General features: G+C 63.7%; 7 protein-coding genes. 4 read left to right on the top strand and 3 right to left on the bottom strand.

The window, feature by feature from the left end; translation table 11 throughout:
- Positions 1-5: 5 nt before the first annotated feature.
- From ACFSOZ_RS38235 to ACFSOZ_RS38225, 3 genes are all read right to left on the bottom strand, one after another.
- The gene (locus ACFSOZ_RS38235) at positions 6-1,178 is read right to left on the bottom strand and encodes an acyl-CoA dehydrogenase family protein (RefSeq protein WP_379107017.1); all 1,173 of its coding nucleotides are present in this window, start codon (positions 1,176-1,178) and stop codon (positions 6-8) included.
- Between the two features lie 50 nt (positions 1,179-1,228).
- Positions 1,229-3,019: an acyl-CoA dehydrogenase gene (locus tag ACFSOZ_RS38230; RefSeq protein ID WP_379107015.1), complete on the bottom strand. Its 1,791-nt coding sequence runs from the start codon at positions 3,017-3,019 to the stop codon at positions 1,229-1,231.
- 278 nt (positions 3,020-3,297) lie between these two features.
- Complete coding sequence (locus tag ACFSOZ_RS38225) at positions 3,298-3,759, bottom strand: MerR family transcriptional regulator (protein ID WP_095082335.1); 462 nt, start codon at positions 3,757-3,759, stop codon at positions 3,298-3,300.
- A 454-nt stretch (positions 3,760-4,213) separates the two neighbouring features.
- Between ACFSOZ_RS38225 and ACFSOZ_RS38220 the strand changes: the two genes are divergently transcribed.
- The 4 genes from ACFSOZ_RS38220 (at position 4,214) to ACFSOZ_RS38205 (ending at position 11,609) form a co-directional block, all read left to right on the top strand.
- Positions 4,214-8,221, top strand: a complete 4,008-nt coding sequence (locus ACFSOZ_RS38220) for a peptidoglycan-binding protein (RefSeq protein WP_379107013.1) — start codon at positions 4,214-4,216, stop codon at positions 8,219-8,221.
- 193 nt (positions 8,222-8,414) lie between these two features.
- Positions 8,415-9,338, top strand: coding sequence for a sulfite exporter TauE/SafE family protein (locus tag ACFSOZ_RS38215; protein WP_379107011.1), 924 nt, complete (start codon positions 8,415-8,417; stop codon positions 9,336-9,338).
- Positions 9,338-10,129 (top strand): TIGR02186 family protein, encoded by a 792-nt coding sequence (locus tag ACFSOZ_RS38210; RefSeq protein ID WP_379107009.1) that lies wholly within the window; start codon positions 9,338-9,340, stop codon positions 10,127-10,129. The genes ACFSOZ_RS38215 and ACFSOZ_RS38210 overlap by 1 nt, the downstream gene beginning before the upstream one ends.
- A 223-nt stretch (positions 10,130-10,352) precedes the next feature.
- Positions 10,353-11,609, top strand: coding sequence for an Hsp70 family protein (locus ACFSOZ_RS38205; RefSeq protein WP_379107007.1), 1,257 nt, complete (start codon positions 10,353-10,355; stop codon positions 11,607-11,609).
- Positions 11,610-11,998 lie beyond the last annotated feature (389 nt).

Genomic DNA, 11,998 nt, shown 5'->3' with positions numbered 1-11,998 from the left:
CTATCCTAAAGGCTCCGCCCAATCAGCAATTTCATGATCTCGTTGGTGCCGCCGTAGATGCGCTGGACGCGAGCGTCGCGGAACATGCGGGCGATCGGATATTCATTCATGTAGCCATAGCCGCCATGCAATTGAAGGCATTCATCGACGACCTTTCCCTGCAGGTCGGACAGCCAATACTTGGCCATCGATGCGGTCACCGGATCGAGGCCGCCGGCGATGTGGCGGGTCACACAATCATTGTAGAAGACACGGCCGATGGTCGCTTCGGTCTTGAGTTCGGCCAGCTTGAACTGGGTGTTCTGGAAATCGATGATCGCCTTGCCGAACGCCTTGCGTTCCTTGACGTAGTCGATGGTCAGCGCCAGCGCCCGCTCGATCATGGCGATCGCCCCGGTGCCGATCTGCAGCCGCTCCTGCGGCAATTGCTGCATCAGCTGGACAAAGCCCTGCCCTTCCTCATGGCCGAGCAGGTTGGAGGTCGGCACGCGCATATCGTTGAAGAACAGTTCCGAGGTGTCGTTGGCCTTCAGCCCGATCTTGTCGAGGTTGCGGCCACGCTCGAAGCCTTCGACCTCGTCGGTCTCGACGACGATCAGCGAGGTGCCCTTGGCGCCCTTTTCCGGATCGGTCTTGGTGACGACGATGATGAAGTTGGCAAGCTGGCCATTGGTGATGAAGGTCTTGGAGCCGTTGATCTTGTACTGGTTGCCATCCTTCTGCGCCCGCGTCTTGACGCCTTGCAGGTCGGAGCCGGCACCGGGCTCGGTCATGGCGATGGCGCCGATCAGTTCGCCGGTCGCCAGCTTCGGCAGCCATTTCTTCTTCTGCTCTTCCGAACCGTAGTGAAGGACGTAAGGGGCGACGATCGAATTGTGCAGGCCGATGCCGAAACCATCGACACCGACATGGCCGATGGCCTCGATGATGGCGCTCTCATGCGCGAAGGTACCGCCCGAGCCGCCATATTCCTCCGGCATCGAGGCACAGAGCAGGCCGGCAGCACCGGCCTTGCGCCAGCTCTCGCGGTCGACCATCTCGTTCTTCTCGAATTCGTCGTAGCGCGGCGCGATCTCCTCCGACATGAAGCGGTGCGCCATGTCGTAGAGCATGCCGACCTCATCCGCCGCCCAGGCAGGCTTCGGCAAAGAGAGCACTTCGGCGGGATTTGTCGCCACGATTTCCTCCGCGTATCGACAGACAGGGCCGGCGGTGCCGGCGTTCGAGCTTAGAACGCTTCCGCCGGCAGAGCCATCAGCGTATCGGCACCGCTCGAAATGCGGGCGAGGTGAGCGCCGGTCTCCGGCATGATCCGCTCCATGAAGAAGCGCGCCGTCACAACCTTGTTGTCGTAGAAGGACTGGGAACCGTTGGCGCCCGTCTTGAGAAGTGCCGCCTTGGCCATCTGCGCCCACATATAACCCAGCGCCACAAGGCCGAAGAGATGCATGAAATCGGTCGAGGCAGCGCCCGCATTGTCGGGCTTGGCCATGCCGTTCTGCAACAGCCACATGGTCGCCGCCTGCAGATCGTTGAGGCCCTTCTTCAGGGCCTTGGTGAAGGGTGCCATCTTCTCGTCGGAGCGGTTTTCCTCGCAGAATTCGCCGACCTCCTTGAAGAAGGCCTGCACGGCGCGGCCGCCATTCAAACCGAGTTTGCGGCCGACGAGGTCGAGCGCCTGGATGCCATTGGCGCCTTCATAGATCATGGCAATGCGGGCATCGCGCACGAACTGGCTCATGCCGTGTTCTTCGATATAGCCGTGACCGCCGAACACCTGCTGCGCCATGACGGCGTGGTCGAACCCCTTGTCGGTGAGCACGCCCTTGACCACCGGTGTCATCAGGCCGGTGTAGTCGTCGGCGGCCTGGCGGTCCTTGTCGTCAGCGGAGCGGTGGGCGATGTCGGACTTGATCGCCGTCCACAGCGCCAGCGCGCGGCCTGCTTCGTTGAAGGCCTTCATGGTCATCAGGCTGCGGCGGATGTCGGGATGGACGATGATCGGGTCGGCCTTCTTGTCCGGCGCCTTCGCCCCCGACAGCGAGCGGCCCTGCAAGCGGTCCTTGGCGTAGGCGACGGCGTTCTGATAGGCGATCTCCGACAGGGACAGCCCTTGCAGGCCAACGCCGAGCCGCGCCTCGTTCATCATCGTGAACATCGCCTTCAAGCCACCATTGGCCTCGCCGAGCAGCGTGCCTTCGGCCTCGTCATAGTTCATGACGCAGGTCGAATTGCCGTGGATGCCCATCTTCTCCTCGATCGAACCGCAGGAGACGGTGTTCCTCTTGCCCGGCTTGCCCGATGCATCGAGCTTGAGCTTCGGCACGATGAACAGCGAGATGCCCTTGACGCCTTCCGGCGCGCCTTCGATGCGGGCCAGCACCAGATGGACGATGTTGTCCGACATGTCGTGCTCGCCGGCCGAGATGAAGATCTTCTGGCCTGAAATCTTGTAGGTGCCATCGCCATTCGGCACCGCCTTGGTGCGCAGCAGGCCAAGATCGGTACCGCAATGCGGCTCGGTCAGGTTCATGGTGCCGGTCCAGGCACCCTCGACCATCTTCGGCAGCCATTGGGCTTTCTGCTCGTCGGTGCCGTGGGTGATGATCGCCGCGATCGCGCCTTGCGTCAGGCCAGGATACATCATCAGCGACATGTTGGCCGACACCATGTATTCGGCGACAGCGGTGTGCACGGCGTAGGGCAGGCCCTGGCCGCCGAATTCGACCGGTGCGGCCAGTCCCATCCAGCCACCCTCGCGATACTGGTCGAAGGCCTCCTTGAAGCCTTTCGGTGTCGTCACCGAGCCGTCGTCATGGCGGACGCAGCCTTCCATGTCGCCGACACGGTTCAGCGGATGCATGACGTTTTCGGCGAGCTTGGCGCCTTCGGCGAGGATGGCCTCCAGCACATCGGGCGTGGCGTCGGCAAATCCTGGAAGGTTCGAATAGCGCTGGTAGCCCAGCACCTCGTTGAGCACGAACAGCGTGTCCTGGACCGGGGCCCTGTATGTCGGCATGCTTTTTCTCCACCCTGCAGACCTGGTCCGGAAGCCCCCGAAGTCGGCCAGGGGCGGCATGCGGACCTATGTTGAGGTCGGGATAGCAAAAATTGACGTTTGCGTAAACGTCAATTTTTTCGATGCGACAAGATTTCCCGCCCAACCGCTTGCAACAAGCGTAGCTGCGCGGCGCTGCACACGCCAGCGCCGCGAGGCTGCATGGGCGTGGCCAAGACACCGAAAAGCCGCGCGGCAGGGCCACGCGGCTTTTGGTGGTCAGACAATCAGCGGATGGGTTAACCCGCGACGCTCGCCTGCGGCGCCGAACGCTCGGCCAGCATCTGGCGCACCGCCGACATCGAGCCGCTCAGTTCGTTGATGGCGTCGTCGATCAGCGCCCGCTGCTTCTGCAGGCGGGCAAGCTGCTTTTCCGACTTGTCCAGCGCCAGCCGCAACTGCTTGGTGTTGGAACCGGTCGGATCGTAGAGGTCCATCATCTGCTTGACGTCGCGCAGCGAGAAGCCGACCTTGCGGCCAAGCAGGATCAGCTTCAGCCGGGCCTTGTCGCGGCGCGTGTAGAGACGGGTCGAACCGTCGCGCTGCGGGTTGAGCAGGCCCTTGTCTTCATAGAAACGCAGCGTGCGCAGCGTCACTCCATATTTCTTGGCCATCTCGCCGATGCGGACAAGGTCCTCGCCGGTTTCGACAGACATATTGTTGGTATTGGCCGCGGTCTCGCCGGCCGAGATAAGCTTCATGGTCACTGGCTTTCCCCGTCTGGTGGCGTCGCGGTCCTGGACCGTGCGTCGCCTGACTGGAAGCGGGGGCTTGCTTCCGGTCGTGGTTTCAACAAACAAATCGCAAATAGCACGCTCAATGCGCCTTTTACGTTTACGTCAATTCTATACCGATAGCCGCCTCATGACGCAAGGGCGTTCTGCGCGCCGAGCTTTATGCCGCACCGTCAGGCCGGCATCCAACATCCTTCCAACTTCTTAAGTTTGGTTAACGCGTTGTTTACCACGTTGGGCGAAATGTGGGCGCGTCGGCTACCCGTGTTTATCCTGTATCGAATTTTTCACGGTTTTTCGGAGCGCGGGTGAGAACCCGGGAAGCTCGTCTTCCACTGCGGCATCGCCGCTGTCGCCTCGTTCCGACAGGGACTTGGGGAACCTGGCCGCGAGCCAGCCATTCTGAAAGACGGACGCACCGATGAACAGCAAGCGGTCCTATCTCGACACACTCAACGCCGGCAGGCAGCGCAGGCCGCAGACCACGCTCGAGCAGTTGAACCGTTCCCTCGAAACGCTGGAGCAGCGGCTGGAGCGGACGCGCGAGGATCCGATGGCACGTCCCGATCCCCGCCAACATGGCACCGACGCGCGCTATCCCGCCGCCCGCCCCACCGGCCAGCAGCGCTGGTATGAGGATCCGCAGCCGGCGCCGCGCCCGAAGAGCCCGATGCAGCCCGCCGCCGCTTTCGAGCAGAATTACCAGGCCATTGCCCGCGACATCGATCGCGTGCGCGGCCAGGAAGACGGCGTTGCCATGGTCGGCAAGATCGCCGGCGAGTTGCGCGGCATGCGCGAGGAACTGCGCCACCAGATGACGGCCGGGCTGCAGCGGGAATTCGAAGCGCTGCGCAAGGACATCGAGCGGGCTTTCCAGTCAGGCGCCAAGCCCGGCGCCTCGGCCAAGGGCAGCGCCGAACTCGGCCTTGAATTCGAGCGGCTTTCCGGCGCCATCCAGACCCTGGCCGAGAAAAGCGACGACAGAAGCGTCAACATGCTGCGGCTCGAGCTCGAGCAGGTCAAAGCCGCGCTCGACACGCTGGCGCGCGAGGAGAGCGTGCAGAAGGTCGACCGCCGCTGGGACGATTTCGATCGCCGCTGGACGGCCTTCGAAGATCGCGTCGACGCCGACCAGCGCAAGCGCTCGGACGACCCCGGCCTGTCTGTTCTGACCGACCGGCTGGAGCAGATCAGCAATGCCGTCAACAACCTGCCGGAATCGCTGTCGCTGCGCTCGCTTGAGGAAAAGGTGCGCACGCTTGCCGGCGCTGTCGACCATTTCGCCAGCCAGCAGGACAATCGCGGCAGCGACACGCTTGGCATGATCGACGAGCGGCTGGACGAGATTTCCCGCGCCATCGTCGCCTCGACGGTCGCGGCGCAAGCCAATTCATTCGACCACGAGGCTTTCGAGCGCATCGAGCGGCGGATCGACTCGCTTGCCCAGCAGATCGAGGAGGTGGCGCAGGATCGTCCCGGCAATGCGGTCATGGACCGGCTGAGCACGCTGTCGAGCCGTGTCGACGAGCTCGCCGGCCGCGCCAACCTGCCCGAGCAGGCGATGGAGCGCCTGGCCAAGCAGATCGCCCTCATCGCCGACAAGATCGACCAGGCGCCGGCCATGCCCGACGCCGACTATATCTTCCACGGGCTGGAGCAGCGCTTCGACGTGCTGTCGGGCATGATGGAACGCCGCCAGGGTGACGCCATCGAACAGGGCAACATGCTGTTTCGCGATCTCGAACGCCGGCTGGACGAGGTTGCCGACAGGCTGGACCAGCGCATGCCGCAAGTCGACAGCGCCGGCATCATGGAAGCCATCGACGCTCGCTTCACCGCGCTGGCCAAGCGCATCGAAACGCGTGTTCCCGATCCCGCAGGCGAGGCGGCGATCCGCGGCCTGGAAAGCCGGCTCGAAGACATTTCAAGCCGGCTGGACGCGTCAGCCGCGCAGGTGGCCGGCATCGATCCGGCGCTGATCCGCAGCCTGGAGGCGCAGGTCGCCGGCCTGTCCCTCCACCTTTCAAAGCCCAGCACGCCGCTGCCGGAATTCGAGGATATCAGCCCGCGCCTCAACGAGATCGAGAAGTCGCTAGCCGGAACCCGCGATTCCATCCTCGGCGCGGCGCGCGAAGCGGCCGAGAACGCGGTGCGTTCGCTGGCCGGCTCGAGCGCCAACACGACGGCCGTTTCCGGCCTCGCCCAGGACCTGAAGACGCTTGAAACACTGACGCGGCGCTCGGACGAGCGCAATTCGAGAACGTTCGAGGCCATCCACGACACGCTGCTCAAGATCGTCGACCGGCTGGGTTCGCTGGAACCCGGCGAGCCGGTCGAGGCGGTCGAGGCGGTGAGCGAACTTCTGGATGCGGCGTCTGTCGAACCGAACAGCCGGCGCGGCGCGCGGCGGTCCAAGATGGCCGTCGATGCGCCGTCGATGGATATCGATCACCCGATGCCGCTGACCGGGGACATGGCCGATCTCGATGGCCGCGCCGCCGCCATCCTGCGCAATGAGCCGGGTTCGCGAAATGAACCGGGCATGCGCAGCGACCTGGGCACGCGCTCGCCGGCCGAGGCCGCCGCTGCCGCGGCCTTGGCTGCTCTCAGTTCCGACACGATCGCCGAGAAAAGCGAACAGGCAGGCGGCCGCAAATCATTGTTCGGCGGGCTGGCACGTGCATTCAAGGGCAAGAAGGAGGCGGACATTCCCCCGCTGGCCGGCTCGGCGTCGACTGCCTCGATCCCAAGTGTCGACCTCGACGAACCGCTTGATCCGAAAATGGCCAACCGGCCGCTGGAGCCCGGCTCCGGCGCACCTGATCTCAATGCCATCATGAAGCGCGTGCGCGACGAGCGCGGCCAGCCGGCCAAGCCGAGCGACACCGATGCCGCCAAATCGGACTTCATTGCCGCCGCCCGGCGTGCGGCGCAGGCCGCCGCCGCCGAAGCCGATGCCCTGAAGCGCCAATCGACGATGACCGGACCGGTGAAAGCGTTGCGGATCGGCGACCTGCTCAAGGCGCGACGCAAACCGATCCTGATGGCGGCCGCCGCAATCATGCTGGCGCTTGCCGGCCTGCAGCTGGGCAAGGCCTTCTTCGCCGATCCGGCGGAGGTGGCGAGCAACGACGCGGCGCCGATCGCCGCCGCCCAGCCGGTGCAAACCGCCTCGGTGGACGCCGCAGCCCAGCCGAAGACGGACGTTCAGCCCTCGGCAGTGGAAAGCGCACCGGCCCGTGCCGTCAGACAGGCCGAGCCGTCCGAACCGGAAACCAAGGATGACATGGCCGCGCAAGGCACGATGGCCACGCCATCAACCATCGAGCCGTCGATGGATGCCGCGCCGACCGCCGAGCCGGTTCCCGCGCCTGTTGCTTCAACCACGCCCGCCGATGCGAATGCGGCGGCGTCCGACACGACAGCTTCAGCTGGTCCGGCCCCGGCTGCCGCGACCGCCGCGCAAGCGAGCGATGCCGATGCCGAGCCGATGGCGGCCGAGCCGACCACGGCCAAGGACACGACGGGCGCGGTTCCGCCGGCGGATGCTTCGCCGGCGGCGACAACGGCCAAGATCGACATTCCCACCGACGTCGGCCCGGTCGCCTTGCGCGATGCCGCCGGCAATGGCGACGCCAAGGCGTTGTTCGAGATCGGTTCGCGCTACGCCGAGTCGCGTGGCGTCAAGGAAGACATGGCGGCAGCCGCCAAATGGTACGAAAAATCGGCAGAGCTCGGCTTCGCGCCGGCCGAATACCGCATTGGCAATTTCTACGAGAAGGGCATCGGCGTCGCGCGCGATATCAAGAAAGCGAAGACCTGGTACCAGCTCGGCGCCGAGCAGGGCAACGCCAGCGCCATGCACAATCTGGCTGTGCTGTTCGCCATGGCCGCGGATGGTGTCACCGACAATGAGTCGGCTGCGCACTGGTTCCAGGCGGCCGCCGACGTCGGCGTCAAGGACAGCCAGTTCAACCTCGGCATCCTCGCCGCCAAGGGCGTCGGCATGAAGCAGAACCTCGAGGAATCCTACAAATGGTTCGCGCTCGTCGCCAAGACCGGCGACAAGGATGCAGCGGCCAAGCGCGACGAGATCGCCAACGCTCTGCGGCCCGAGCAGCTCGAACGCGCCCGCGCCGCGGCCGAAATGTGGAAGGCCAAGCCGCTGGATGCGGCAGCCAATTCGGCCGACATTCCCGAATCCTGGCAGGACGGCACGCCGCAGACGACCGCCAGCATCGACATGAAGAAGGCCGTCCAGAACATCCAGCGCATTCTCAACAAGAATGGCTACGATGCAGGCGACGCCGACGGCAAGATGGGCGAGAAGACGAAGACCGCGATCATGGCTTTCCAGACCGACAACAAGTTGCCGGCGACCGGCGCGGTCGATGAAAAACTGGTCAAGGCGCTGCTGGCGCGCAAATAACGGCAGATGCGTCGCTTCCACGACGCCCTTGCCACACATTTGCCTGTTAACTGATTGAGATGTTTTTTGTTTCGGCGGCGCGACGCGGTTTGACTTCGTTGCACCTCCAGCGCAAGACCAAATTGGCTTGTCGGGTTCAAGATGCCCGCAACGGTTGCATTCACCGACAGGCAGAACTGATCGAGACTGACGGGTGGGCATCTATCTCCCGATCGCGGAAATTTCCGTCAACGTCTTCGTGCTGCTGGCCATGGGTGCGGCAGTGGGTTTCCTGTCGGGCATGTTCGGCGTCGGCGGTGGCTTCCTCATCACGCCGCTGCTGATCTTCTACAACATCCCCCCGGCAATCGCGGTCGCCACCGGCGCCAACCAGGTCATCGCCTCCTCCTTCTCCGGCGTTCTTTCGCACATGAAGCGAGGCACGCTCGACTTCAAGCTCGGCGGCGTCTTGTTGGCCGGCGGCATCGTCGGCTCCACCGGCGGTATCTTCGTCTTCGCCTTCCTGCGCAGGCTCGGCCAGCTCGACCTGTTCATCTCGCTGCTGTACGTCGTGCTGCTCGGCACCGTCGGCGGGCTGATGCTGGTCGAAAGCGTCAATGCGCTGCGCGCCACGCGCAGTGGTGCGGCACCGGTGCTGAAGAAATCCGGTCAGCACAACTGGATCCACCGCTTGCCGCTGAAGATGCGATTCAGGGCCTCAAAACTGTTCGTCAGCGTCATCCCGGTGCTGGGTCTGGGCGCCGGCATCGGCTTCCTGTCGTCGATCATGGGCGTCGGCGGCGGCTTCATCATGGTGCCGGCGCTGATCTATCTCCTGAAAGTGCCGACCAACGTCGTCATCGGCACTTCGCTGTTCCAGATCATCTTCACTTCCGCCTACACGACGCTGGTCCACGCCACCACCAACCAGACGGTCGACGTCGTGCTGGCCTTCCTGTTGATGGCGGGCGGCGTTGCCGGTGCGCAATATGGCGCCAAGGCCGGCCAGAGGCTGCGCGGCGAGCAACTCAGGGCGTTGCTGGCGCTGCTGGTGCTGGCGGTGGCGATCCGGCTCGCCATCGATCTCTTCGTCACCCCGCCCAATCTCTATTCGCTGTCCGCCGCGGGCCTCAACTGATGACGGGCCCGAAAGCGTTCGCAACCGTCCTTCTCCTGTCGCTGCTCGCGGCCACCGTGCCGGCGAAGGCACAGACACCGCTGACGGAAGGCATCCAGATCGGGCTCTCCACCGACAATGTTTCGATCACCGCCGGCTTCTCCGGTGCCGACCTGACCATTTTCGGCTCGCTGGAAAATCCCGACCCGCTGGTTGCCCGTCAAGGCAGATACGATGTCATCGTCGTGCTCGAGGGCCCACCAAGACCAGTGGTGGTGCGGCGCAAGGACCGGGTGCTCGGCGTCTGGGTCAATCTTGAGTCCGAAACCTTCGAGAACGTGCCGATGTCCTATTCGGTGGCGACGACGCGGCCGCTGCAGGACATCACCGAACCGAACAGCTACAGGCAGCTGTCGCTCGGCGCCTCCAACCTCTACATGCAGCCCGCCGATGCCGGCGACAGCCCGGCGACCATCGTGGAATTCACCGCGGCACTGCGCGACCGCAAGTCGGCCACCGGCCTCTACAGCGAGAATGTCGGCGGCGTGCAATTCCTGTCGCAGAACCTGTTCCGCGCCACGGTCAGGCTGGCGCCGAATGTTCCGGTTGGCACCCACAAGGCGCGCGCCTTCCTGTTCAAGAGCGGCCTGTTCATCAAGGAGAGCTCGGCCCAGCTTGAAATCCGCAAGTCCGGTTTCGAGCAATCGATCTTCCGCGTCGCCCACGACTATTCCTTTTTTTACGGCGTCTTTGCGGTATCGCTGGCCATGCTGACGGGCTGGCTCGGAAGAGTGGTGTTCCGAAAGGATTGATAAATGTCGCTCAAAAGTGGCTCCAGTTTTGAGACAACGACATGCATGGAAACAAAGACTTGAAGCGCGTCGGATGAACCCGCTTCGACGCGACGTGCTTTAAGCGCCGGACCTTTTTTTCGAAAAAAGGTTTCCCTTTCCGGTGCCGTGCGTTAGAGCACGCCCCCGGCCCGGCCGGACACGAGCTGCCGCTCCCCAAAAGACGAAATACAGGAAACTTGCCATGCGACCAGCATTCGGCGGTATCGACTTTGGCACTTCAAACTCTACCGTCGGCGTGGTTCGCAACGGGCGGCCGCGCCTCGTTGCGCTTGAAAATGGCCAGGTCACGCTGCCCAGTGCCGTGTTCTTCAACTTCGAGGACAACCGCACGTGCTTCGGCCGCCACGCCATCGCCAATTACACCGACAGCATCGAAGGCCGGCTGATGCGCTCGCTGAAGAGCGTGCTCGGCAGTTCGCTCGCCCACGAGAAGACCCGCATCAAGGCCCGCTCGATCGGCTTCATGGAGATCGTCGGCCTGTTCCTCGGCCATCTCCGCAAAAAACTTGAGGAAGATGCCGGCGGCATGGTCGAGACGGTGGTGCTCGGCCGCCCGGTGCAGTTCGTCGACGACGATCCCGAGGCCGACGCAAACGCCCAGGGCGAGCTTGAAAAGGCCGCGCGCGCGCAGGGCTTCAAACACATCGCCTTCCAGTTCGAGCCGATCGCGGCGGCGCTCGACTATGAGCAGAAGGTGACGCGCGAGGAACTGGCGCTGATCATCGACATGGGCGGCGGCACGTCGGACTTCTCGATCGTGCGCGTCTCACCGCAGCGCTCCCGGTCGCTCGACCGCAAGGACGACATCCTGGCCAGCCGCGGCATCCATATCGGCGGCACGGATTTCGACCGGCTGCTGAGCATCGCCCATGTGATGCCGCAGCTCGGTTATCTGACCCCGACCAAGGACGGCAAGCGCAACCTGCCGGCCAGCTATTTCATCGATCTCGCGACATGGCAGCGCATCAACCTGGTCTACACCGCCAAGGCGATGACGCATCTGCGCCAGATCCGCTACGAGGCGGTGCGCGCCGACCTGGTCGACCGCTTCATCCACATCGTCGAGCACCGCTATGGACATGCGCTGGCAGCGCTTGTCGAAAAGGCCAAGATCGAGCTGACCGACAGATCATCGTCTGAAGTGGCGGTGAAGCTGCCGGGCGCGGTGTTCGCCGCCGACATCACGCGCGAAGGGCTGGACGCCACGATTGCCAGGGACATCGAGCGGGTCACCGCAACGGTCGGGCAGACCATCCGCGACGCCCAGGTCAAGCCATCCGACATCACCGCGGTGTTCCTGACCGGCGGCTCGACCGCAATCCCGCTGGCAAGACGAGAGATCCTGTCACTGGTGCCGCAGGCATCCGTCATCGACGGCGACATGTTCGGCTCGGTCGGGCTTGGCCTGGCGCTGGACGCCCAGCGAAAGTTCGGCTGATCCCGTTCGCCCGCCGGAGCCCTTCTGGAGCCGATCACCCAATCAATTCCGAAGAGGGGCTAGAACAAGAGCCCACGGAAACCACATTAAAAACCGTACCATAATCAGAAGCAAAATCGGTGCTAACGATGCGTAACTCAGAAGCAGCGCCCAGAATGCCAGACGATCGCCTTGCTCTGCACGCAACCTGAGTAACTGAGCTTTTTGACTTCGCCCGTTGTAAAACAGGGATCGTTCGATACGCCCTTCTCGAATCTCTTCTTCCAGTAGCCGTCGCCCATAGACGTGGAACGGCAAGGAAAGAACAAAAACTGATACAGCGACAAGCACAAACCAGTCACTAAACGTAGTCATGATCGGACCGCTGCCTGCCCACTGCAAAGACTGCA

The organism is Mesorhizobium newzealandense (assembly GCF_042682145.1).
Classification (GTDB): domain Bacteria; phylum Pseudomonadota; class Alphaproteobacteria; order Rhizobiales; family Rhizobiaceae; genus Mesorhizobium; species Mesorhizobium newzealandense.
Note: the sequence above shows the minus strand (reverse complement) of the source record. Positions and strands in the feature narration are given on the sequence as shown.